The organism is Rapidithrix thailandica (assembly GCF_039710355.1).
GTDB lineage: Bacteria > Bacteroidota > Bacteroidia > Cytophagales > Flammeovirgaceae > Rapidithrix > Rapidithrix thailandica.
In genome coordinates, this window is the sequence record NZ_JBDKWZ010000020.1 from 92,888 (window position 1) to 118,356 (window position 25,469).

Annotated in this window: 20 protein-coding genes; 11 read left to right on the plus strand and 9 right to left on the minus strand. The window is 42.6% G+C overall.

Annotated features, from left to right (window positions below):
- Nucleotides 1-234: 234 nt before the first annotated feature.
- Both AAG747_RS25040 and folD read right to left on the minus strand, forming a co-directional pair.
- Complete coding sequence (locus tag AAG747_RS25040) at nt 235-816, minus strand: 7-carboxy-7-deazaguanine synthase QueE (RefSeq protein WP_346824031.1); 582 nt, start codon at nt 814-816, stop codon at nt 235-237.
- A gap of 153 nt (nt 817-969) precedes the next feature.
- Nucleotides 970-1,842 carry a bifunctional methylenetetrahydrofolate dehydrogenase/methenyltetrahydrofolate cyclohydrolase FolD gene (gene folD, locus AAG747_RS25045; protein WP_346823992.1) on the minus strand — a complete coding sequence of 291 codons (873 nt, stop codon included), beginning with the start codon at nt 1,840-1,842 and terminating at the stop codon, nt 970-972.
- Nucleotides 1,843-2,207: 365 nt separating this feature from the next.
- Here folD and aat point away from each other — a divergent pair, with 365 nt between their 5' ends.
- A complete protein-coding gene (gene aat / locus AAG747_RS25050) occupies nt 2,208-2,915 on the plus strand; it encodes a leucyl/phenylalanyl-tRNA--protein transferase (RefSeq protein WP_346823993.1) in 708 nt (235 codons plus the stop codon).
- A gap of 122 nt (nt 2,916-3,037) precedes the next feature.
- Here aat and AAG747_RS25055 read toward each other — a convergent pair whose 3' ends face one another.
- Complete coding sequence (locus AAG747_RS25055; protein ID WP_346823994.1) at nt 3,038-4,048, minus strand: isoaspartyl peptidase/L-asparaginase family protein; 1,011 nt, start codon at nt 4,046-4,048, stop codon at nt 3,038-3,040.
- A gap of 235 nt (nt 4,049-4,283) precedes the next feature.
- On the opposite strand from AAG747_RS25055, the gene AAG747_RS25060 reads away from it, so the two are divergent.
- The 5 genes from AAG747_RS25060 to AAG747_RS25080 all read left to right on the plus strand — a co-directional run bounded on the left by AAG747_RS25060 (nt 4,284) and on the right by AAG747_RS25080 (nt 11,510).
- Complete coding sequence (locus AAG747_RS25060; protein WP_346823995.1) at nt 4,284-6,002, plus strand: alpha-amylase family protein; 1,719 nt, start codon at nt 4,284-4,286, stop codon at nt 6,000-6,002.
- Nucleotides 6,003-6,152: 150 nt separating this feature from the next.
- Complete coding sequence (gene lepA, locus AAG747_RS25065; RefSeq protein ID WP_346823996.1) at nt 6,153-7,940, plus strand: translation elongation factor 4; 1,788 nt, start codon at nt 6,153-6,155, stop codon at nt 7,938-7,940.
- A 101-nt stretch (nt 7,941-8,041) separates the two neighbouring features.
- Nucleotides 8,042-9,253 carry a lycopene cyclase family protein gene (locus tag AAG747_RS25070; RefSeq protein WP_346823997.1) on the plus strand — a complete coding sequence of 404 codons (1,212 nt, stop codon included), beginning with the start codon at nt 8,042-8,044 and terminating at the stop codon, nt 9,251-9,253.
- A 52-nt stretch (nt 9,254-9,305) separates the two neighbouring features.
- Nucleotides 9,306-10,364: an N-acetyltransferase DgcN family protein gene (locus tag AAG747_RS25075; protein ID WP_346823998.1), complete on the plus strand. Its 1,059-nt coding sequence runs from the start codon at nt 9,306-9,308 to the stop codon at nt 10,362-10,364.
- 78 nt (nt 10,365-10,442) lie between these two features.
- Complete coding sequence (locus tag AAG747_RS25080; protein WP_346823999.1) at nt 10,443-11,510, plus strand: mandelate racemase/muconate lactonizing enzyme family protein; 1,068 nt, start codon at nt 10,443-10,445, stop codon at nt 11,508-11,510.
- 152 nt (nt 11,511-11,662) lie between these two features.
- On the opposite strand, the gene AAG747_RS25085 is transcribed toward AAG747_RS25080, so the two are convergent.
- Complete coding sequence (locus tag AAG747_RS25085) at nt 11,663-12,370, minus strand: flavodoxin family protein (RefSeq protein WP_346824000.1); 708 nt, start codon at nt 12,368-12,370, stop codon at nt 11,663-11,665.
- 461 nt (nt 12,371-12,831) lie between these two features.
- Between AAG747_RS25085 and carB the strand changes: the two genes are divergently transcribed.
- Nucleotides 12,832-15,645, plus strand: a complete 2,814-nt coding sequence (gene carB, locus AAG747_RS25090; RefSeq protein WP_346824001.1) for a carbamoyl-phosphate synthase large subunit — start codon at nt 12,832-12,834, stop codon at nt 15,643-15,645.
- A 387-nt stretch (nt 15,646-16,032) separates the two neighbouring features.
- The gene (locus AAG747_RS25095; RefSeq protein WP_346824002.1) at nt 16,033-17,106 is read left to right on the plus strand and encodes a potassium channel family protein; all 1,074 of its coding nucleotides are present in this window, start codon (nt 16,033-16,035) and stop codon (nt 17,104-17,106) included.
- Nucleotides 17,107-17,216: 110 nt separating this feature from the next.
- Here AAG747_RS25095 and AAG747_RS25100 read toward each other — a convergent pair whose 3' ends face one another.
- A complete protein-coding gene (locus AAG747_RS25100) occupies nt 17,217-17,666 on the minus strand; it encodes an Hpt domain-containing protein (protein ID WP_346824003.1) in 450 nt (149 codons plus the stop codon).
- An 859-nt stretch (nt 17,667-18,525) separates the two neighbouring features.
- The gene (locus tag AAG747_RS25105) at nt 18,526-19,008 is read right to left on the minus strand and encodes an Mpo1 family 2-hydroxy fatty acid dioxygenase (protein WP_346824004.1); all 483 of its coding nucleotides are present in this window, start codon (nt 19,006-19,008) and stop codon (nt 18,526-18,528) included.
- 294 nt (nt 19,009-19,302) lie between these two features.
- Between AAG747_RS25105 and AAG747_RS25110 the strand changes: the two genes are divergently transcribed.
- The 3 genes from AAG747_RS25110 to AAG747_RS25120 all read left to right on the plus strand — a co-directional run bounded on the left by AAG747_RS25110 (nt 19,303) and on the right by AAG747_RS25120 (nt 22,483).
- The gene (locus AAG747_RS25110) at nt 19,303-19,752 is read left to right on the plus strand and encodes a GNAT family N-acetyltransferase (RefSeq protein WP_346824005.1); all 450 of its coding nucleotides are present in this window, start codon (nt 19,303-19,305) and stop codon (nt 19,750-19,752) included.
- A gap of 104 nt (nt 19,753-19,856) precedes the next feature.
- Nucleotides 19,857-21,842, plus strand: a complete 1,986-nt coding sequence (locus tag AAG747_RS25115; RefSeq protein ID WP_346824006.1) for a putative porin — start codon at nt 19,857-19,859, stop codon at nt 21,840-21,842.
- Between the two features lie 149 nt (nt 21,843-21,991).
- Nucleotides 21,992-22,483, plus strand: coding sequence for a hypothetical protein (locus tag AAG747_RS25120; protein WP_346824007.1), 492 nt, complete (start codon nt 21,992-21,994; stop codon nt 22,481-22,483).
- Between the two features lie 59 nt (nt 22,484-22,542).
- On the opposite strand, the gene AAG747_RS25125 is transcribed toward AAG747_RS25120, so the two are convergent.
- From AAG747_RS25125 to AAG747_RS25135, 3 genes are all read right to left on the minus strand, one after another.
- A complete protein-coding gene (locus tag AAG747_RS25125) occupies nt 22,543-23,412 on the minus strand; it encodes an SDR family oxidoreductase (RefSeq protein ID WP_346824008.1) in 870 nt (289 codons plus the stop codon).
- Between the two features lie 218 nt (nt 23,413-23,630).
- The gene (locus tag AAG747_RS25130) at nt 23,631-24,167 is read right to left on the minus strand and encodes a hypothetical protein (protein WP_346824009.1); all 537 of its coding nucleotides are present in this window, start codon (nt 24,165-24,167) and stop codon (nt 23,631-23,633) included.
- Nucleotides 24,168-24,331: 164 nt separating this feature from the next.
- Nucleotides 24,332-24,880, minus strand: coding sequence for a hypothetical protein (locus AAG747_RS25135; protein WP_346824010.1), 549 nt, complete (start codon nt 24,878-24,880; stop codon nt 24,332-24,334).
- Between the last annotated feature and the right edge of the window lie 589 nt (nt 24,881-25,469).

Below are 25,469 nucleotides of genomic sequence, written 5' to 3' on the forward strand. Positions count from 1 at the left end.
AGGATTTAAATGGTGTAAGATACGCTCTGAAAGACGGCTGGATTTACCCGGTGCAATACCCTTAGTCGTAAGTGTGTGTTGACGAAATACAACTAAACCTATCATAAAATTAAAAAAGGGAGCAGGTCTATCTCTTCCCTACTCCCTATATTTCTATGTTTAATTTGGCAAGCGGCTTTCAGTCTCTTATAAACTTCAATGCACTTTCAAATTAGTAAAAAATCAGATGCTATGCTATGGAATATCCATGAACTTATGGGTTTGCAAGGAAATATTCCATTGTGGATTTTGCTTTACATAGTCGACAATCAAGGGCATCACCTCTTGTTGCTTACTCCATTCCGGTTGTAAAAGCAAATGACAATCCTCACTCACCTGTGCAGCATGTTCTTCAGCCCAACGAAAATCCGATTTGTTATACACCACTACTTTGAGCTCATCCGCTTTCTTCATCACTTCCGGCAAAGGAGCTTTGAATTTTTTAGGGGAGAGGCATACCCAATCAATATGCCCGGAAAGAGGGTGGGCTCCGGATGTTTCAATATGCACACTAAATCCATTTTCTTTCAGTGCAAAAGTCAGCGCATCCAAATTATGCATTAACGGCTCACCTCCGGTAATTACTGCTTTCCGGCCCGGGTACTCCATGGCCCCGGCCACAATTTGCTCTACGGTTTGTTGAGGATGCTTGTCCACCTCCCATGATTCTTTCACATCACACCAAAAACACCCGACATCGCAACCTCCCAAGCGGATGAAATACGCAGCATGTCCGGTATAAAACCCCTCGCCTTGCACCGTATAAAAAGCTTCCATCACTGGCAAACTCGTAGCAGGCACTGTGCCTTTCACGCTTGCCTTCCAATCCGGATCCGAATATTTTACTAGCATATTTTATCTCTATTTCTAAATAGCGGACAAGGGAGTATGGCCATCCCTCCTTTCTCCATCCCGACTGTTGCCCAGTCTTTATTTCTTTTCAGCGGCCAATAATGTATTCTTTAACAAAGAAACGATTGTCATAGGTCCCACACCTCCCGGTACAGGAGTGATATAGCTACACTTTGGAGCTACTTCGTCAAATTTCACATCCCCCTTCAGGGCAAATCCTCTTTTTTTGCTTTCGTCCGGTACACGGGTGATTCCTACATCAATCACCACTGCGCCTTCTTTCACCATGTCCGCAGTTACAAATTCCGCACGGCCCAATGCCACCACCAAAATATCCGCTCTGAGAGCTTCTGCTTTTAGGTCTTTTGTACGACTGTGCGTCAACGTGACGGTACAATTCCCCACTTTTGTATTTCGCGAAAGCAGGATACTCATCGGACGTCCGACAATATGGCTTCTTCCGATGACCACACAGTGTTTGCCTTCGGTTTCGATATTGTAGCGTTCCAATAATTGCATAATACCGTAAGGTGTAGCCGGCAAAAACGAAGGAATATCTAACACCATTCTACCAATATTTGTCGGATGAAAACCATCCACATCTTTTTCCGGGTCTATCGCTTCGGTTACTTTTTGCTCGGAGATATGCTTGGGCAAAGGCAATTGCACAATAAACCCATCGATATCCGCATCCTTATTCAGGGCATCAATTTGTCGTAACAGCTCTTCTTCACTAATGGTATCTTCCAAGGTGATCAAAGTAGACGTAAATCCCACTTTTTCACAGGCTTTTACCTTTGCATTGACGTATGTTTGGCTGGCGCCATCATTCCCTACCAATACCGCAGCCAAATGAGGTTGCTTGCCACCCTTGGCAACCAAAGCCTTTACTTCTTCTGCAATTTCCTGTTTGATAATTTCCGAAGTCTCTTTTCCGTTGATTAACTGCATTGTATAAAAATTTGGTTGGTGTTAATGATCTTAGTTTCTCTAAAAAAGCCGGGATACCCAATACCGCTCCTTCCCCTCCTTCACAGATATTGTCCGTTTCAAATCTCTTCCTTGGTCAATGGCCCTTTCTCCTTCTCATATTTTTTTGCAAATTTGGAAAAGTAAAGATTGAAAAAATAATTTTTTGAAATTTTTTGCTCGTTTCCGCAAGTTATTATTGAAAATTGCAGCGCGAAATGGAATCAACCGTTGAAAAGTACTCTTACAGGGCTTTGATTTTTCTTTCAGGGACTTGTGATTCTCAGGTACACACTCTTGAAAGGACACACGGACAAGTTTACAACCATCGACAGATACGCCCAGTTATGCCAGTTTTCAGACTCGACACTAAAGAAGTTTACTTTCCTCCGGCCTATCTGGCAGATGACAGTGGCTTATTGGCTATTGGAGGAGATTTATCCAAAGAAAGATTACTGACGGCCTATAGTATGGGGATTTTTCCCTGGTACAATCCCGATGAACCCATCTTGTGGTGGTCGCCCAACCCCCGCTTTATCCTCTACCCCTCCCAGATTAAAGTATCCAAGAGTATGCGGCAAGTCTTACGGCAAAATAAATTCGAAATTACATTTGATCAAGACTTTGAGGGCGTCATCAGAGGCTGTCAAAACATCCCCCGCCCCGGCCAACAAGGCACATGGATTACCCAGGAATTCATCGATTCCTATCAACAACTGTTTGATATGGGTTTTGTACATTCCGTGGAAGTATGGCAAAACGGAGAGTTGGTCGGAGGGCTGTATGGCGGGTATATGGGAAAATGTTTTTTCGGAGAATCCATGTTTGCCAAGGTAAGTAATGCCTCCAAAGCAGGCTTTATCATGCTGGCAAAAAACCTGGATGAACAAGGATTTGAATTGATCGATTGCCAAGTCCATACCGGCCATTTGGAAAGCTTGGGAGGTGAAATGATTCCCCGGCTGGACTTTTTAAAAATCCTGGAAAAAAACTATCAGGAAAACTATCGCAAAGAAGACTGGAGCAATCATTTCCGGACGGATTTTGAATTCTAAAAAAGCCCTATTCCTGCATCATCATACATAGGGCTTTTCTATTTGGAAAACTCGCAAAATCTTCAGCGCCGACAAAACAGCAAAAGCATTTCTGTTCTAGCTAATTCCTGTCAGGACATTGGTTAATCTTTGAAAATTTTCACCACAATCGTACCGTCCTCTTTCACATACCCCCGGTACATACCTGCGGTATTAAAGGGCATGGCTACGTTACCTCTCTGATCTACGGATATGATCCCCCCGGAACCTCCTCTTTCTTTCAGTTTTTTCATAATCACATGATTGGCGGCTTTCTCTAAAGACCATTTTTTATACTCCATCAAAGCACTAATATCATAAGCCACTACCGAGCGGATAAAATATTCCCCATGCCCCGTAGCCGAGACGGCACAAGTGGCATTGTTCGCATAGGTACCCGCACCGATTACCGGAGAATCACCGATCCGGCCATAGCGCTTATTCGTCATCCCTCCGGTAGACGTTCCTGCTGCTAAATTACCGTGTTGGTCCAAGGCGGCAGCACCTACTGTTCCGAATTTAAAATCATTGTACTCGGCCGGTTCCAGCATCCCTCGGTCCTTTTCCGCATCTTTGGCCCTTTCCAATTGTTTTTGCCTCCGTTCTGTCCGGAAATAAGAGGGCTCAACCATTTCCAAGCCTTGTTCTTTGGCAAATAACTCGGCACCTTCCCGTGCCATCATCACATGGGGAGAATGCTCCATTACCGCAATAGCCGCTTCCACCGGGTTCCGGATGGTCGTAACTCCGGCTACCGCTCCTGCATTGAGTGTTTTACCATCCATCACCGAAGCGTCCAATTCATTTTTTCCGTCATTGGTATACACCGCTCCTTTCCCGGCATTAAATAAAGGGGAGTCTTCCAATACTTGGATACTGACAGAAATGGCTTCCAAACTCGTCCCCCCTTTTTCTAAAATGTGATAACCTGACTGTAAGGCTTCGGTGAGTTTCTCCCGGTATTGTTGCTCCAATTCATCGCTCATATTTTCCTTCTTGATTGTTCCCGCTCCACCGTGGATGACCAATGTAAATTTCTTTCCTGACTGAGCAAAAGCTCCCCAGACAAGCCCAAGGGAAAAGCTTAACAGGAGTACAAAATATCTTAATTTCATAGATGCTGTTGTTTAAAGTGGATAAATGAATAAATATGTGTTCAGATTGCATTCCAGAGATCATCAAACACAGTTCAAAACACCGGTTTCCACCGATCATTGATTCCGGTACCGGTTCGAAAAACTCATAAAGTTACCCTTTACCTTCTCAGAGGATTTCTATAGTTAATTTTGAATGTGTAATTTGTCAAAAAAAGCAAACCAAACTTTGAGAACCAAAATTTTGACTATTAGCATGAAACTTTCCAAAATCATTATCTACCAAATCTTCACTCGTTTGTTTGGCAATACACTCCAAACCAACAAACCCTTTGGCACAAAAGAAGAAAACGGAACCGGTAAATTCAATGATATTACTCCGGAGGCCCTGGTCTCTCTCCGGGAACTGGGAGTAACGCATGTCTGGTATACCGGAATCATCGCCCATGCCACCCTTACCGACTATACGGCTGATGGGCTCCCTTCAGATCACTACAGCCTGGTAAAAGGCCGGGCCGGCTCACCCTATGCCATCAAGGATTATTACGATATCGCCCCGGATTTGGCCCAAGATGTAACGAAGAGAATGGAGGAGTTTGAAAGCTTGGTCGCCCGCACCCACCAGCAAGAATTGAAAGTACTGATTGACTTTATCCCCAACCATGTGGCCCGTTCTTATAAATCCTTGGCCAAGCCCGAGGGTGTGGAAGACTTTGGTGAAACAGATAATATTCACCAAGCGTTTTCCCCGCAAAACAACTTTTATTATTTACCTGGAAGCACCTATACTTCTCCCAAAGGGGCTGCCATCAAAGCGCTTAAAAATACGGAAGAAACGTATCGGGAAACTCCGGCCAAGGCAACCGGCAACGATTGCTTTTCCCCGCACCCTTCTGTGTACGACTGGTATGAAACGATCAAATTAAACTACGGAGTAGATTATCAACATGGGGGAAGCAACCACTTTGATCCACTTCCCGGTACCTGGTTAAAAATGCGGGACATTCTGCTCTTTTGGGCATCCAAAAAGGTGGATGGTTTTCGATGTGACATGGCTGAAATGGTGCCGGTAGCCTTTTGGGGCTGGGTGATTCCCCAGGTAAAAGCAAAATACCCGGAGCTTATTTTCATAGCTGAAGCCTATCATCCGGAACAACAAATGCCTTTAATACAAGAAGGGCACTTTGATTATCTGTATGATAAAACAGGAATATACGATACCCTTCATGCGATTTTGACACAACACCGGCCGGTAAGCCTCATTAACGATTACTACCATCAATCTCAGCCACTTCATCAACATTTGGTAGGCTTTCTGGAAAATCACGATGAGCCGCGACTTGCTTCTAAGAGTTTTGCCCAATCAGCCCAAGCCGGGATCCCGGCCATGACTGTAACCGCCACGCTGCACCAAGGTCCGGTATTGCTCTATTTCGGTCAGGAAGTGGGGGAACCTGCCGAAGGAACACAAGGCTTTAGCCAAGAAGATGGCAAAACCAGCATTTATGATTATTGCGGAGTGCCCGAACATCAAAAGTGGATGAATGGAGGTTTGTTTGACGGAGGCTTGCTGACCCAGCAACAAATAGCTTTGCGCAATTTTTACCAGACTTTGTTGAACGTTTGCAAGGACTCTCCGGCTATCCAGCAAGGAGAGATGTATCCGCTTACCTGCACTTCTGCCGGAAACACAACCCCTTTTGTGTATACCTACCTAAGGGTGCATTCGCAAGAAACCATCGGTATTGTGGCGAATTTTCATCAATCACTTTCAGAAATTGTCCGGATAAGAACGGAAGAAGAACACTTCCATCAAGTTTTCCGGTCGGACCGCTCATACATCTTTACCGATATATTAGGTTCCGGCAAAACTTTAAACCTTCCAGGCAAGCAACTAATCCATCCCGGCATCACCCTGGTACTCAAGCCTTCCGATGCTTTTATTTTTCGCATTGAGGAAAGAGAAAGCAAGTAAGAAAACGGTATCTCAACACAAGTCTCTGGCCGGTTTTGTAGGAGAAAGCCCGTCTTTCCCCACACTGACAAACGGGATTGAGAAAGACAGGGTAAAAATATTCGTGATCATGTTTAATTTTATATCCAATTCCTTTTTTAAATTTGCAGAATGAAGAACATCAGGAATTTCTGCATTATCGCGCATATAGACCATGGAAAGAGTACCTTGGCCGACCGGTTATTGGAGCATACTCAAACCATCAGCGACCGTGAAATGCAAGAGCAATTGCTCGATAGCATGGATTTGGAACGTGAGCGTGGCATTACCATCAAGAGCCATGCGATCCAGATGAACTATCAATATGAAGGTGAGGAATATGTATTGAACCTGATCGATACGCCTGGACACGTTGACTTCTCCTATGAAGTATCCCGGTCCATTGCTGCCTGTGAAGGGGCTTTGTTGATTGTAGATTCTTCACAAGGAATTGAGGCACAGACGATCAGTAACTTGTACCTGGCCTTAGAGCACGACTTAGAAATCATTCCCATATTAAATAAAATTGACCTCCCACACTCCATGCCGGAAGAAGTTTCCGACCAAATCATCGATATGATCGGTTGTGAGCTTGATGACATCATCAAAGCCAGTGGTAAAACCGGCCAGGGAGTAGGTGACATTTTAGAGGCGATAGTAAAGCGCATCCCTTCTCCCAAAGGGGACCCGAAAGCGCCTCTGCAAGCCTTGATCTTCGACTCTGTATTTAACCCATTCCGGGGTGTAGAAGTATATTTCCGGGTATTTAACGGAGAAATCAACAAAGGCGATCAGGTAAAATTTGTCAATACCGGCAAAACGTACGATGCCGATGAGATCGGCATCCTGCAACTCAAACAACTTCCGCAAAAAACCATTTCGGCCGGTAATGTAGGGTATTTGATTTCGGGAATCAAAGTCGCCAAAGAAGTAAAAGTCGGAGATACCATCACCCATGTAAAAACTCCTTGCGAAAACGCCATTAAAGGTTTTGAAGATGTAAAACCCATGGTATTTGCCGGGATTTACCCGGTAGACACCACCGAGTTCGAGGAATTGCGGGCTTCGATGGAGAAGTTGCAACTGAACGATGCCTCTTTGGTATGGGAGCCGGAAACCTCAGCGGCTTTGGGTTTTGGATTCCGTTGTGGCTTCTTGGGAATGCTCCATATGGAAATTGTACAGGAACGCCTGGAACGCGAGTTCGACATGACCGTAATCACCACGGTCCCTTCCGTACAATACCATGCCTTTACCAACAAAGGAGAGAAAATCTTTGTCAATGCTCCCTCCGAACTCCCGGACCCAACCTTGACCGAACGGGTGGAAGAGCCCTATATCTCTGCGGCCATCATTACCAAGTCAGAGTTTGTAGGCCCGATTATTTCCTTGTGTATGGACAAACGGGGCCAAATCATCAACCAAGTGTATTTGACAGCTGACCGGGTAGAGCTGAAATTTGAACTTCCGTTGGCCGAAATCGTCTTTGACTTCTTTGATAAATTAAAAACCATTTCCAAAGGTTATGCCTCACTGGATTATGAATTAATTGGTTTCAGAAGATCCAAGTTAGTCAAATTGGACATTATGCTGAACGGAGAGCCGGTTGATGCACTTTCCGCAGTAGTACACCGCGACAAAGCTTACGATTGGGGCAAGCGCATTTGTGAAAAGCTCAAGGAACTACTGCCCAGACAGCAATTTGAAATTGCCATCCAGGCTGCTATCGGAAGTAAAATCATCGCCAGAGAAACTGTAAAAGCCTTGCGTAAAAACGTAATCGCCAAATGTTATGGTGGGGATATTACCCGGAAGCGAAAACTCCTGGAAAAGCAGAAAAAAGGGAAAAAACGTATGCGCCAGGTAGGAAGTGTGGAAATTCCGCAAGAAGCATTTATGGCTGTCCTCAAGTTGGATTAAACAAGCGTTTTGAAAATATCTGGCCGCTTCCTCTCCCGGAAGCGGCTTTTTTATTTTATCTTTTCTCAAACAAACCATCTTCAACAAAAGGTTTTAAGAAAATGAATTCCTATGACTATATCATTATCGGAGCGGGCTGCGCAGGACTCAGCCTTTCTTATTACCTACAACGATCGGAGAAGTTGAAAGGAAAGAAAGTTTTAGTATTGGAAAAAGCCCCCAAAACTACCAATGACCGTACCTGGTGCTTCTGGACAAAACGCCCTACTGCCTTTGAGGAAATTGTGTATAAAAAATGGAGCAAACTGGACTTCATCAGTGAAGGGTTTCGAAAACAGTTCGACCTGAATGCTTATACCTACCAGCAACTTCGCGGATTGGACTTTTACCATTTCATCCTTCATCGTATCAAAGCAGCTCCTTCGTTCTTCATGCGGTACGAAACCGTCAAAAACGTACAAAACACAGCCCATGGAGTGAGGGTACAAACAAGTGAAAACCACTACGAGGCAAGTGTTGTCTTTGATTCCCGGATTCATTGGCCGGAATTTCACCCTGCCCCACCGGGAAAGATCACGCTTTTGCAACATTTTAAAGGGTGGAAAATCAAAAGTGCTACTCCCGTCTTCTCTCCGGAAACGATCCGTATGTTTGATTTCAAACTCCCTCAAAAAGGCCAAGTGCGTTTTGTTTACCTCCTACCCTATTCTGCTACTGAGGCATTGGTCGAGTTCACTGTCTTTTCTCAAAAAACACTCCTTGACCAGGAATACAACGAACAACTGAAACATTATATCCAATATGCTTTGGGTATTGTCAAGTATCAAATTGAAGAAACGGAACAAGGAGTCATTCCGATGACTAATTATCCGTTTGCCTTCCACTACACCCCGTGTCATATCCGTATCGGCACCAATGCAGGTTTTTGCAAGCCCTCCAGCGGATATACTTTTTTGCGCATCCAACATGACTGCCAACAGATTGTCTCCAATCTGGAAACAGGGCAAGCCTTACAGCATCATCGCAAGCACTCACAAAAATTCCGCTTATACGATACACTGATGCTCGACATTATGCACCGGGACGGAGGGCAAATTGCTACCATCTTCCGCCACTTGTTCGAAAACAATTCTATAGAAGAGATCTTTTCTTTTTTGGACGAAGAGACCTCCTTTGTCCAAGAGCTCAGCATTATGGCTTCTCTCCCCTATTTTCCGTTCCTCAAGTCATTGCAAAATCACGTATTCAACAAGCTGAAAAATTCCGCTTCCCCTTCCAAGATAATCAGAAGAAAAAAGAGTATTTTTGATTAGCATTTTAACTGCCTTAGCACAAGATTGAACATTCTAAAACCTGCAAATATTCATGGACGGAACAGCAATTATCTTAACCAGTGGGCTTTACACCCGGGACAATGGTAAAACAGCACACGGCTTAGTGCGCGGAACAGAACGATTCAAGATAGTAGGGGTAGTTGATTCGGAAGAAACAAGAGGAAAAGATGCCGGAGAGCTCCTGGATGGCACTCACCGTGGGATCCCTATCTTTGCCAGTATTGCAGAAGCCCATCACAGCCTCGGGCAAGTCGACTATTGTATTATTGGAGTGGCGCTGCCAGGTGGCAAGTTGTCAAAAGAGTTAAAAAAACAGATTTCCCAAGCCATGGCCAAAGGCATGTCCATCGTCAACGGCTTGCATACCTTTTTGAACGAAGACCCGGAGATGGCTTTTCTTACCGTACAGCATGAAGTGAACATCTTTGATATTCGCATGCCCAAACCCAAAGAAGCGCTGAGCTTTTGGTCCGGGGAGATCTTCAAGGTACCTTGTCCCAAAATAGCCGTATTGGGAATGGATTGTGCCGTTGGCAAACGTACAACAGCCAAATTGCTTATGGAAAAGGCCCGGGAAAAAGGCCTCAAAGCCCAAATGATTTACACCGGACAAACAGGTTGGCTACAGGGCTTTGAATACGGCTTTATTTTAGATTCCACGTATAACGATTTTGTAGCCGGAGAGTTGGAAAAAGCCATTGTCAACTGCTATAAAAACGAACAACCCGACATCATCTTTGTAGAAGGGCAGTCCGCTTTGAGAAACCCCTCCGGACCTTGCGGTGCGGAACTTTTGCTTTCCGGCAATATGGATGGGGTAATTTTACAACATATTCCCGGCCGGCAATACTGGGATGATAATCCGGCTTGGGGAGAAATGCCTTCGGTAAAAAGTGAAATAGAATTGATTAAACTGTATGGCAAAGAGGTACTTGGTATCACACTCAATACCAGCAAACTTCCCAAAGAGCAAATCAAAAGTTATCAACAAGAATGCTCTGCAGAAACAGGCGTCCCTACTTTTCTACCCTTGGAAGAAGATGTGGAAACCCTTGTAGAGGTGCTGACCAAAAAATTTAACTTAGGATAATACCAACCAAGTCATAAACCTCAATGGGATAACGGCAACCAGACGTATTTACAGTTATTTGATTTAAGCTTATTCATTATGAAAATAAAAGAGATCCGTGCTTACAAGGTAAACCTGGATTTGACACGGCCCTACACCATTGCCTATAAAACCATTTCTCAAGTAGAAAATGTCATCGTGGAGCTGGAATTGGAAAACGGTATCATGGGCATGGGTGCCAGCAACCCCAGTAAGTATGTAGTAGACGAATCGGTAAAAGAAGTGGCGAATAAACTGACTTCGGAAAACCTGGAATGGCTCCGGGGAAGGGACATTCGCCAGTATCAACAACATTGCTATGAACTGGGTCAGCAATTTCAAGAAGCACCAGGCACATGGGCCGCTTTGGACATCGCCTTACACGATGCTTTTGCACAATACCTGGGGCTTCCCTTGTATAAATTCTTGGGAAAAAAAACGAAGGTTCTACCTACCTCTATTACCATTGGCATTATGAATGTGGAGGACACCCTCAAAGAAGCCCGGGACTATGTAGATCAAAAGTTTAAAATTCTCAAAGTTAAATTAGGCAACAGCCTGGAAGAAGATATTGAACGTATTGCAAAATTACGGGAAACCTTCGGGACAAACATCGTGTTGCGCATCGATGCCAACCAAGGATATACCTTTGAGCAATTGGTAGACTTTTATCATAAAACCCAAAAGTACACCCTGGAGCTGATCGAGCAACCGCTTCCGGTAGAAGCCACCGAATCATTGCGCAACCTGGAAGAAGAAATTAAACAACAAATTGCGCTGGACGAATCCCTCATTTCCGACTTAGAGGCTTACCGGCTAACGTTACAACCAAAAGCTTGCGGGATTTTTAATATCAAACTGATGAAATCCGGCGGCATCCAACGTGCTCAACATATTGCCGACATTGGTAACTCTGCCGGAATGGAATTGATGTGGGGCTGTAATGACGAAAGCATCGTGAGCATCACAGCGGCCTTACACGTGGCCTATGCCAACCCACATACCAAATACATCGATCTGGATGGGAGTTTGGATTTGGCCAATGATGTGGTCAGTGGTGGTTTTGCAATCAAAGAAGGCATCATGTATCCGCTGGACTTGCCAGGCCTGGGTATTCAAAAGCTTTAAACACTGTGTCAAACAGCTTTCCGGCTATTGTAGTGGAAAGCTGTTTGCCCTTTCTACCCAAAGCCTTTGAGTAGCCTACTCACCTTTTCACCCTAGCACTCATTCTCAATCGTTCACCCTACGGAAACTACTTAATAAAGTGCAATCAAGGCTTAGCGATAATCAGGATTGGGAAAATCAAACCGGCATCCCGCATCCCATTTGGAGCGTTGGTTGCCATGAGCCGGAATTCCGTCAGCATCCTTAAGCATTCGTGCCATATGCATCAGGTTCCAGGTCATAAACGTAGTATTGCGATTGGTAAAGTCATTTTCCGGACCACCGGAACCTTCATCCATATAAGAGGGACCCGGCCCGGCCTCGCCTATCCACCCAGCATCGGCTTGTGGAGGAATCAAATAACCGATATGTTGCAAGGCATATAATATCCCCATGGCACAGTGTTTTATCCCATCTTCATTGCCTGTAATCAACGTGCCTCCCACTTTTCCATAATATGCATACTGTCCATGCATATTCAAATCCCCGGAAGATCCGTACAATCGCTCGATGACTTTGGAACACACCGAAGACTTTTCTCCCAGCCAAATAGGCGTTCCCAAAATTAAAATATCAGCCTCATCCACTTTTTGAAAAATATCCGGCCATTCGTCCTCTTCCCACCCTCTGCCTTTCATATCGGAATAGATGCCATGAGCAATGGGATAATCCACCGGGCGGAGTAATTCGGTGGTGATACCGTTTTCATCCATAATATGCCGGGATATTTTCATCAACCCTTCCGTATGAGAAAGCTCGGGTGATCTTTTGAGCGTGCAATTCAAAAACAAGGCCTTGAGGTCACTATAATCTTTTTTCATAAAAAAGAGAGTTTATTGTGAAAAACAGCAGTTGGTCTTCAAGGAGTGAATGGGTTCTCAACCAAAGGTATTTGCAACTTTGGGAGAGTATTTTTTATAAAAAGGGGGGGGTGGACCATTTACAAAGTCCCGATTCTAAAACTTCTATTTGTTTGAAAAAGATTAGGAAGCGCCCAAAAAGTTCGGAATAGAAAAAAAGGCAATGCTTGTTTTGTTGTATGAAACCGAGAGCATGTGTAAATTCCATCCATGTCAAGAAAAGCCTTTTCTGGAAAAACAGCAGGAAACCTCATAACAATCAACAGTATAAAATACAAAGGATCGATCAAAAGCCCAGGGAAGCTTATATTTTTTTCATTGTTAAATCACAAAATTTTTTTTATCTATTGATTGCATGTACCTTTGTGCTCCAATAAGCAGAAAGGACAGAAATTAAAGTATTCTTACGATCTTAAAACATCATGCCAAAAAGAAAAGACATCAATTCGGTTCTGATTATTGGAAGTGGACCTATCATTATTGGACAAGCCTGTGAGTTTGACTATTCCGGATCTCAAGCAGCCAGATCTTTACGTGAAGAAGGAATTGAAGTAACCCTCATCAATTCCAACCCCGCCACCATCATGACCGATGAAGTGACGGCTGACAACATCTACTTGCTACCCCTGGAGAAAAAATCGATCATTCAAATTCTGAAAAAGCACAAAATCGATGCGGTATTACCGACCATGGGAGGGCAAACAGCTTTGAACCTGGCCATTGAATGTGACGAAGTAGGTATTTGGGAAGAATATGGTGTAGAAATTATCGGAGTGGACATCAACGCCATCCAAACCACAGAAGACCGGGAAAAATTCCGTATGAAAATGATGGAATTAGGCGTCAGTGTGTGTAAAGGAAAGACTGCTAAATCCTTTTTGGAAGGAAAAGAAATTGCGCAAGAAATCGGTTTCCCACTGGTGATCCGGCCTTCCTTTACCTTAGGAGGTACCGGAGGAGGATTTGTAGAATCCCAAGCGGAATTTGACAAGGCCTTGACCCGTGGTTTGCACAACTCTCCCGTGCATGAAGTATTGGTAGAACAAAGTATTTTCGGTTGGAAAGAGTACGAGTTAGAGCTTTTAAGAGACAATAAAGGAAATGTGATCATCATTTGCTCTATTGAAAACTTTGACCCGATGGGAATCCACACCGGGGATTCCATTACGGTTGCTCCTGCCATGACCCTTCCCGACACTGTCTACCAAAAGATGCGTGACTTGGCAATCAAAATGATGAATGGCATCGGGCAGTTTGCCGGAGGATGTAACGTACAGTTCTCTGTCAACCCGGAGAATGACGATATCATCGCCATCGAAATCAACCCAAGGGTTTCCCGTTCTTCTGCATTAGCCTCAAAAGCTACCGGATACCCTATCGCAAAAATTGCCGCCAAGCTGGCCATCGGTTACAACTTGGATGAATTGACCAATGCCATCACCGGTACCACCTCAGCGTTCTTCGAACCGGCTCTGGACTATGTGATTGTCAAGATTCCAAGATGGAACTTCGAGAAATTCAAAGGTTCTGACACTAAGTTAGGCTTACAAATGAAATCCGTTGGAGAAGTAATGGCCATTGGCCGTAACTTCCAGGAAGCCTTACAAAAAGCCTGTCAGTCATTGGAAATCAAGCGAAACGGATTGGGAGCAGATGCCAAAGAATTTACCGATCAGGAAGAGATCTTGAAGCGTTTGGAGCATCCGAGCTGGGACAGAATCTTCCGTATCTACGATGCCTTTAAGCTGGGAATTTCTGCACGTACCATTCAGAAATTAACCAGTATTGATAAATGGTTCTTACAGCAGATCGAAGATTTGGTATTGGTGGAAAAACAACTGGCAAAACATTCATTGGATACCATTTCAAGAGAACTGTTGCTGGAAGCCAAACAAAAAGGATATGCCGACCGGCAAATCGCTCACTTATTGAAATGCCTGGAAAGCCAAGTACACAAGCGTAGAAAGGAACTGAACATCTTCCGCACCTGGAAATTGGTAGACACTTGTGCGGCCGAATTCGAAGCACAAACCCCTTACTACTACTCTACCTTTGACGATGAAAACGAATCGGTACCTTCCGATAAAAAGAAAGTTGTTGTATTGGGTGCGGGGCCTAACCGGATCGGCCAGGGAATCGAATTTGATTACTGTTGTGTACATGGGGTCTTAGCAGCAAAAGAATGCGGCTATGAAACCATCATGATCAACTGTAACCCTGAAACCGTATCTACGGACTTTGACATTTCGGACAAGCTTTATTTCGAGCCGGTATTCTGGGAGCATATCTACGATATCATCCAACACGAAAAACCGGAAGGGGTGATCGTCCAGTTAGGAGGACAAACCGCTCTGAAATTAGCCGAAAAACTGAGCCGGTACGGGATAAAAATCCTGGGTACCAGTTACGAAGCACTGGACCTAGCGGAAGACCGGGGTAGCTTCTCCGAACTGTTGAAAGAACATGAAATTCCTTATCCGAAGTTTGGGGTGATTGACAGTGCTGACGAAGCATTGGAAATGTGTGCCGAACTTGGCTTCCCTCTGTTAGTACGTCCTTCTTATGTGTTGGGTGGGCAAAACATGAAAATTGTCATCAACGAAAAAGAACTGGAAGAGCACGTAGTAGATACCTTACGCGACAACCCTGAAGGCCGTGTACTTCTCGATCATTTTCTGGACGGGGCTTATGAAGCCGAAGTGGATGCGATTTGCGATGGAGAAGATGTATACATCATCGGGATCATGCAACATATAGAACCTGCCGGTATTCATTCCGGTGACTCATATGCCGTATTACCTCCGTATAATTTGGGGGACTTGATCATTCATCAAATCGAGGACTATACCAGAAAGATTGCGAAGGCATTGAAAACAGTGGGATTGATCAATATCCAGTTTGCAGTGAAAGGTGATACCGTGTACATTATTGAAGCCAACCCAAGAGCTTCGCGTACGGCTCCATTCATCTGTAAAGCTTACCAAGAGCCTTATGTAAACTTTGCTACCAAAGTTATGTTGGGGAAAGCAAAGGTAAAGGACTTTAAGTTCAAGCCGAACACGGATGGATATGCCATTAAAATTCCGGTATTCTCGTTCGATAAATTCCCGAATGTCAACAAGGAATTAGGACCGGAAATGAAATCCACCGGAGAAGGAATCTACTTTATCAAAGATTTGAGAGACGATTTCTTCCTGGATGTATATTCAGAGCGGAACTTATACTTAAGCAGATAATCAATCGACAAGTTGATATACGCAAAGCCCCGGAAGGAACCTGCTCCGGGGCTTTTATTTTTTGCGTAGTTGCCTGCTGCACCCCATACAGTTAACGTATACATTTACTTAAAACGAGTAAACAATGTATAATTAAGCACTGAGCGTACGTTTCATTTTAGACAGCTGCTGCAAGCAAAAACGCTTGTAAAATTTCCCTGGGGAATTCTTATAAAATATTGACAGTTCGCTGCCCTTTTTATATTATTGGGCTCTGTAAATAGCCATGCCAACCTCTTTGACGAAGAGTTGGTGGGAAAATAATTGAAATTCAGCTAATTACATGAATTGATTTTTTAGTGTACCATGGCCTATCAATGCTTAAAATTCCTATAGAGACAACGTAGTATGATTTTTCAACTATTCTACCAAATTCGAAAGCAATTCTCCAAAGGCCCTTTACGCTGGTTAATTCTTATAAGCTTTTGGGTATTTATCTTATTCGGAATCTTCACGGTAGCCTTCAAATACGCAGAAGAGGTCAGTTTTGAAGAAGCCATTTGGCAAGCCTGGCAAACCTTTACAACCGTAGGCTATGGAAACCGGCCTGCCGAAACTACACTGGGTCGTATCATTACCATTATCTTCAGCACCTTGGGGATCGCCTTTCTCGGTGCTTTATTTTCAGCATCCTTCGATTACAAACAGTATTTGATTCACAAAAAACAATCTGGTCAAATGAGCAATCCTTTTACTGACGGGTATGTCATTTTCAATTTTCCCGGTATTTCTACTACCATCAATTTAATTAACGAACTGAGAATCGTAGAAAAGAATGTTGGCATTTGCATTGTGGATGCCCGCCTCGAAAAACTTCCGGAATCAATCAGCCAATTGGGCAAAGTACACTTTCTGAAAGGTGAAACCTTAAACAAGGCAACCTACGAAAAAGCTCATTTAAAAGAGAATAAAGCGGTAATTGTCTTCCCTTTTGAAAGTCACCGGACGGAATCGGACGGAGCCACCAAAACAACCATTGACTTAGTGGCCAAGTTTGTAGGAAATCAGACCCGCATCCTTCATGTGTTGGTGGATCCGAAAAACTCCTGGATGTTTGACGATTCTCCTTCCACCCAAATATTGGGAGAACTGGAAGTCCTCGCCATTGTACAGGAATGTCAGGACAAATATTCTGCCGTCATTATCGAAAAGCTTTTACTCAATACACAAGGCGCCAACCCCAACACGGTTCAACCGCAAAAAATCATTGGTTGGACTTGGGAGCAGCTTGTATTGCAATCGATGAGGGTGTGTCGCAAACACAATGTACATGTCAATTTTCTGGCCTTGGTCAGTAAGGGGGTAAGCAATGCCTGCCCTAGCCTGGATACCGTGATCCAGGAAGGAGACATTATCTCTTTATTAACTTATCATAGACTGGATTGGAAGCACTTTGAAGAGGAATTACTCAAAGTGGAGTAAGTTTACTGATCGGGTAATTTCTAGGTTCAATTGTATTCAGCTATTGAGCTATGGTTTGGATGTTAGTAAAGTTAAACGTGTAATTTTTTAATCATACAGCAAAGATTAAATTAAACATTGGTCTCTTCCTTATTCAAGCGCACTTGCTTTTCTTTTCGAAGTTCTCCCAGTTCCAACTGGTGTTTTTTCAATCGTATTTCTTCTACTACTTGTTTACAAACCGTTACAATCCGGTTCACCATGCCCGGGATTTTTTCGCATTCTCTGCGTTCCTGGGCCATGTGTTCTACTTCCAACACTAATTCCTTAATGCTGTAGATACCCATGAAATTTACTGAAGACTTTAGCGAGTGTGTCAGCTTGTACACTTCTTCCCACTCCGAATACTCGGTAGCAAGTTGTAATTCATCCAAATTGCCGGGCACTCTCTTTAAGAACAATCCCATCATTTCCTTTAGGAAGTCGGGGTCTCCATCTGCTAAAGTTAATAGATAAGTAAAGTCTGTTAATCCTTTTTGAGTTGATTGCATGGGGTTCAGGATTTGTTTAACTGTGTCCATCTCTTTCTCTAATTTGATAGTAAATAAAAGTTAGTTGTAAATGAATGGATAACGCTGCTTTCCATAAAAAACCGAACTTTTCTTTCAGTGTTTACTTTCCTTCTATCTTTTATGAATTTTGAGGTAATGGTAACCCAATACTTATAAAACTCACATCTATATTTGTTATTTTATTCTACTTGATAATATAAATAGCCTTAAACTTCCATTTGCCATTATTTATATTGCTAAATAGCGATTATTTTACGAGATAATTACTTCTTTAATATGAAAATAATTACACAAATAAGTTATTATTCCATTTTAAAGATTAATAAATAATACACCTTCTAAAGATATCACAAACAAACAAAACACCGCTCCCACCCCCTCAACAAAGTCCACCCACTCAATAAAATAAAAAACAATCAGAAAAAAATACCCAACAACAAAACAACTGATTAACAAGCATTTGCAAACAAAACAATTTCCAGAGAACTCCCCACTACAAACCACACACCAACCCATTCCCTCCAGGCGGACCAACAAAAACAAATGAAAAACAGAATACTCCCCCTTAAAAAATTGCACTTTAAAAAGGACATACAAGCCAATAAAAATCAATATTAACAAAAAAACTTACATGATACTCACATCAAAAATATAGTTTTTTGCTTCATCAAGTACTTGAGTAATAGATTTTTCTATCGAGAAACAAATTGTACTTAACACCTTTATCAGGTTTGATTCTTTAAAAGAACAATAGAAATATATAGCACTGATAAGCAAGTATATAGACAAGAAATACTCACAATCTTACTTTTAAGCACAATTTGACTTTTTCAATAATACCTCTTCATATTGGAGAAGAGAGAGAGGATTAATATTTCAGCCCCAGCTTCCGGTAAATGAACCCTAACAGCCAAGCTGGTCCTATCAATAAAAATTGGATATCCTTAAAAAAAGACGGCTTCTTACCTTCTACTTTATGTCCGTAAAACTGCCCGATCCAACCTACCAAGAAAAGTAACAATGATAACATCCAAAGAGGGGCAATCCCCCAGCTTACCAAGGCATTGACTGCCAACAAAGACAGAAAACAGACCAAGGCCATACCCAGGAACATACGAAAAGACAGACGAAGGTAAAACAAGAGCCCCAGCACAATCACCACGGTTCCGAAATGAGCAAACGATTGCATACTTTCGGGAACCCAACGGGCTAAAAACCCGCTTGGAATACTGGCCAACAAACCAATGACGCTGACAAAAATGATGGGGATACAAATCCAGTGCATAAGCTTATTCAGTTTGTTTTGATGACTTTCCCCATATTCGTTAAACCAATCTTGAATCGTTTTCATTTTTTCTTCATTTTCATTAATAAATCGTATTCAATCAGTGAATTAGAAAAAAATGCCCAAAAAATCAAATTTTTCACATAGAGACAAGCACTACCGGATGTTCCGCATATCAACCCTCTTCTTTTTAGCCCAACTACGTTTCTACATACCCTATTCACCGTTATCCCTTTACCGGCAACCTTCCTCTATCTCTCATTCTACAGATCATATCTTTTCAAGGACAAAGGAAATCCGCTATCTTTGCCTGATGATAAAATCATCATCTTTACTACATTTTTCAAAACCAATCAAGCTATGACAATCATTAGAAAGGCCCGGGAGGAAGAGCAAGATACCATTGCCGTATTTCAACAAAACTTAGCTCAGGAAACCGAAAACTTACAACTCGACCCCGAAACGGTAGCCAAGGGGGTCCGCGAAGTGTTTTTACATCCGGAGATGGGCTATTACCTGATAGCTGAAGCGGATGGAAAAGTCATCGCCAGCTCCCTGGTACTCTACGAGTGGAGCGACTGGCGTAACGGGAAAGTTCTTTGGGTACATTCTGTGTTTGTGGATGCCGGCTACCGGGGACAAGGAGTCTTCAAATCCATTTACCTGCATTTGAAAAATGAAGTTCTGCAAAATGAGACACTCAAGGGCATCCGTTTGTATGTGGACAAAACCAACCAACCCGCTCAGGAAGTATACCTTCGCATCGGAATGAGCCGGGAGCATTATGAATTATTTGAATGGATGCCGTAAGTTTGTACTTTAAAAGGAGAAGGTGAAAAATAATCTCATAAACGAATGAGTCACTGTTACTTTATTAACGGAGACTGTATAAATCCTAACAAAACGACATCAGGGTGACAAAACGATATTTGATAACATTCCTTTTACTGAGCATCCAAAGTTTGGTTTTTGCTCAAATTCCCACCGGAAACCAGCTCGGAGGATTGGATGACAAGCCGTTTTTTCAAGAAGAGGACACCGTAAAACAGGAAAAGAGACCTGGCCGGAAAATTCTCGATGACTCTACCAAGTTGGTCTATGGCCCTCATACCACTCAGTACTTTTATCAAGACGACTGGTTTGAAAACCGGACCGTGTTCAATGTGATTGACACGGGCTTAACTAATTTGCACCGGTATAATTACGTAGCCCGCAACGGGTACGCCAGCCAAGACCTCGGCACCTTGGGCACGGCTATTAAGCCTTTGTACTTTCAAGTACCTGCAAAGCTAGGCACTCGCTTGGGCTTGAACTACCTGGCCCCTTATTTGGTCACTCCGGAAAAAGTACGGTATTTCAACAGCAAATCCCCCTATACGGATTGGTATTATGCCCAGGGGGGCGGCAAACGCTCTATCCTGGATATTGAATTTGCCAGAAATATCAACCCCAACTGGAGTGCAGGCTTCCTCTTTCACCGGATTACGTCCCGCATCTTGGCCGGGCAACACCCACAAGGCTCCCGAAGAGACAACCGACAGGGCGATCATCAAACCTTTTTGATGCATACCAGTTATCACTCGCCGAATGGCAAGTATAAAATAATGGGGCATTTCAGTGCATTTACCCATACCATCAATGAAACAGGGGGAATTCAAGTACAAAGTTTACTTGATGAAAACCGGGACTATGATGACCTCTTCACCCTGGACCGGGCCGAGTTTATCAATCAACTCAAAAATGTCAAAACATATCAACGCCAATCCAAAATCCACCTCTATCATGAATACTCCTTATTGGATTCTACCACGGTGCAGTTGTTTCAAGAAGTGGATTTGGACTATAACAAATTCTGGTTTGGCGATGAGAACCTCTCTGAAAATCTCGGTTTTTATGAAAATATAGGCGCCCGGGATTTGTCTTCCCTCTCACAACTGACCAGTACGTACAATCAAATTTTGTTCAATGAAGTGAACCACCGGATTGGGGTAAAGGGCCGGAAAACCAAATTTTTCTATGCCTTGTATCACCGTTTTAAGCGGTATAAATTAAATCATGAAATTACGCTGGGCTCTAGAGTTCCGATCAAATTAAAAGACCAGCATTTTCTGGGAGGGATACTCGATTATCAACTTTCTCAAGATATGCAACTGCGTATAGAAAGTGAAGCGAGCTTGGGCAAAAATTATTTCTTTTCGGGCTTGTTCAACTACAAGTATTTAGAAGGAAAATTTACCCGTAGCGTTACCGAACCCACTTATATGTCTTCTTTCTATAGCGGCAGTCTTTTTTATTGGGACAATGACTTTGAGAGCAGTGTTGCCGATAAGTTGTACGGAGCGATCAAAATCCCCACTGAAAAGCTCTTTTTTAAGCCTTATGTGGAAGTTACCAATTTGAATAATTATATCTACTACGATACGGCATCCGTCCCGCAACAGAGTGGCGAATCCATCAGTTATTTACAAGTGGGATTTGACCTCAATTACACCACCGGCAAATTCCATCATACGGCCAATGCCTTGTATACCCTGCACGAAGATCAGGACATTCTCCGCATGCCCGAATTCTTTGCTAACTATCAGGTGTATTATGAACGCAGTGCTTTTAATGACAACCTGCATTTTCAGATCGGCCTGGATTTTCACTGGCATTCAGCCTTCTACGCAGATGCCTACAACCCCGTGGTTCAGCAATTTTATCTACAAGACCGGCAAAAAGTCGGGAATTACGTACAAGCAGATGCCTTTGTCAATTACCGGATCAGCCGGGTGCGGATGTTTATCAAGTTTACAAATATTATGGAAGGCATGATCAAAAACGGCTATTATGTAACGCCTAATTACATGGGGCAAGCGCGTCAATTTGAATTCGGCGTCCATTGGTTATTATTTGATTAGGATACATCCTTTACGGTACAAATCGCATTATGTAAATAGAGTTCTTACTCAAAAGCATGCTTTGTGGTAAGAATTTTTCTGGTCAATACATATTGAGCCTGACAGTTCATGTTTCACTAGCATGGCATACCATCTTAAATCGTATCACTATGCAATACAAACAAATAACAACCAGCCTGATTTTACTGTTGCTTTGCATTTCCTCTGCTTATTCTCAAAAATACCTGGTGTTGGATAAGTATGGAAAAAAGCGAATTAAGTTGTCTGTAGGCGATGAAATTTATTTCAAACAAAAGAACAACAAAGTCCTTTTTCATGATTACCTGCTTGCATTAAAAGACACCACTGTCATCCTTGGTGAAGCCAACTTGGAATACCCTATTAAAGATTTTGAATCTTTTTACTTTCCCAACAAAGGTATGCGCTTTCTCGGCTTGGGTTCCAACACGATAGGCTTTGGTTTTCTCTTTGCTGCCTCTGTGTACCCTTTGGTATCCGAACCCGCCTATTCTCAGAGTGAATCCGCCATTCTGGGAGGCTCATTTGTGGCCTTGGGGCAATTATTGCGGTTTTTCCGGTGGAAAAAATTCAAGTTAAGGAAAAACAGCCGGATACGGATTTTAGATACGACATTCCGCTAAAAACAACCGCCCTGGTAATTCTACTTACCAGGGCGGTTGATATTTTTCAAAGGCATTATCTATCCTACATTGGCAAAATAATCTTCTACCTTACACAGCTTTTGACTGATCTCCCAAAGCCGCTTTTGGTCGGCTTCTACATAGGAAGCTTTGGAAGAAGGTTTCGGCTTGCACTTGTCCCAATATTTCCCACTTTGCCCGCTGGCGGCATCCGAGCTCGCTAAAAAAATAGATGTTTCCGCTCCTTTGGCTGGGCTAACACCTCCCAGACGCCTCAATTTCCACATCAATCCATGAAATGAAACGGTATGTTTCAAGCCTATATCGGTTTTCACCAGCCCCGGTTGCACACAATTAATGGATATATTTAAATTGCGAGCCTTTAATTGACGGTCCAACTCATAGCCGAACATCACATTGGCCAACTTCGACTGAGCATAAGCCCGTAGCCCATGGTATTTTTTCGTTAAATTCAAATCGTCAAAGTGCATTTTGCTATGGAAATGCGAATCCGAACTCACACAAACCACCCTTCCTTGCTCAGCTTTGGCCAGTAATGGTAGCAACAAGTGAGTCATCAGAAAATAAGCCAGGTGATTCACCGCAAATTGCATTTCCACCTGATCTTCCGTCAAGGTCAGGTTCGACACCCAGGTACCTGCATTATTCACCAAGACATCAATTTTATCTACTTTGTTATGCAGTTGGTCAGCTACCTTGCGAATAGATTTTTGCGATGACAAATCAACCAGCAATACTTCCAGGTCTTGGTTACCGGTTTCTGCGGCAATCTTTGCTACGGCTTCTGTTCCCTTCTGCTCATTCCGGCACAAAATAAAAACTTTTGCTCCTTGCCGGGCAACTTCTAAAGCCGTTTCATAACCGATGCCGGAAGTAGCCCCAGTCACTACACATATCTTTCCTTTCATAATCTTATTTTGGATCTCAGGTTTTACAATCAAACACCAACAAATTTATAGGATAAAGCTGTAATTCGGGAGGTTACGCCAAGGAAAAACAAAACGGTAGAAAAAGGCGGAAAAGGAAAAAGCGCTAAACGCTGTATTTCTAGCGGAGATCTCAAAAGACAAAAAGCCCGGAATGGTACCATTCCGGGCTTTTTGTCTTCATCCAATATTGCAACTTCTTACAAGCCTAAGACTTTGGCATCTACAAAAAAGTTTGCATCAATGTCAATTTCATGGTCTTGAGTAATAAACTCATCGGTCACGGAATTCACCCGCAATGTAAACTTGTCCTTTTTAATATATGCTTTCAAATCCTGGTTGGATACCTCCATTTCAATTTTTTTTCCTGGTTCTGCCGGAATATTTTCCTTCCAGGCAATCTTGATTTCATCCAGGTCTTCGGCACTCATATAGATGGATATTTCATTCAAAAAACTAAAGTCCCCATCTTCCGGGCTTTTCAATTCCAGGCTCATTTGTGTCAGAAGGATCTCTTCTACCAAATCTTTGCGGGTATCATTTACCGCAAAGGTTGATTCTGAGTTGGTTTCAATTTCAGGGCTGTAAAAGTTGCCCGGCACATCAATTCCGATGGAAGAATCAATCGTTACCGAAGCTTCATACGGCATGTTAAATTGCGTAAGCTTATCAAGCTCTTTACAAGAAAATAATAATAGGAATAGTCCTACTATCCATAGTTGTTGTAATCTAATCATAAAGCAAATTTGGTTAGTAAAAAAAAATAGATTGTTGTTGAAAAAGATATAATTAAGAAAGCAGGTTTGGCCTTTCTTTAAAGCAAGAGCGCCCCTGCCCTCTTATGACTAATGTTTTAAAACGGTATTGAAGGGAAAAGAGATATACTTTTTCGGCAAATTGCTCACCAGGTGATCAGGTATGTACAAGATTCTCCCCCTTCCAAGCGCGATGCTTTGGTGACATCCAACACCACATCACATTTGTAGGAATCTTTAGGCCTGAACTTCCGAACCATTGATGTCAAAATCCCCCTGTCAAATTCACTGGGATAGGGATTATTACAAATCATTACTGCCTTGCGGTTCTGCTCGTCAAATGCAACCAATTGATAGTTCCCGATTTCTCCCCCTCTATGGTTCATATGGTATGCCGTATCCACACTCAGCAAAGCCTTTCTCAAAGTATCAATCTCTTTAGGGAAATCGGCATTTTGCGGAATGGCTTTTCCAATCATAAACAGGGTATTATCTCCCAGTACTTTATGAATCTCTTGAAAAGCATTTAACCAAAGCTGCTGTTTATACCACTTTCCCGACTCCGGATTTTCGATTCCGTTTTGCGCCAAAATATCTAACCGCGATTCTTTTCCAAAGTTTAAGGAGTTCACCACTGACAATACAGTCTGTCCATTTACTTCCACATTTTTGTCAAAAGCTTTAAACTGCGCCATAATACTTAAAGGTTTATTTGATGAGAAACTTAATGAGTAAAAAATGATAGTTATAAAGTCAAATTTAATGATAAAGCCTCTCCTACTTTGACATAGAACAGTCTTGTCGTAAAATTGAATATTACAATTTAAAAATAGCTAGCGAAAAAAGGTCCATATTCATTATTCTAAAATCAGATGCCACCTTTAAACTATCCGTAAAAAAATATATACTTACCCGGTATGCACACCGGAATACCAGTACATCTAACCTGTAGGGAAATTGAAGGTATTAATTGATACTTTAGTATAGTAGTGTAGAGCTTGTTAAGCTTAACGATGAAGTTTCATTATAAGTTAAAAGAGTGTCCTAATATGTTTTTTTCAAAGAAGACGTCCGGGAAATATACAATAAAAGAGGCTATTTTTAACAATAGAAGTGCGATTAATCGCCTGTTTGAATGGCTATTCACATGATTTGAAAGTGGCGAGTTTCCTACTGGTGAGATTATTTGCCTCCCGGCCATGCAAGAAGCCCTAGACAAAGCTTTGAGTAGAGGGCCATAAGAAAAAAGAAGCCTTCTACACAGAATTGGTATTTTTACCTGTT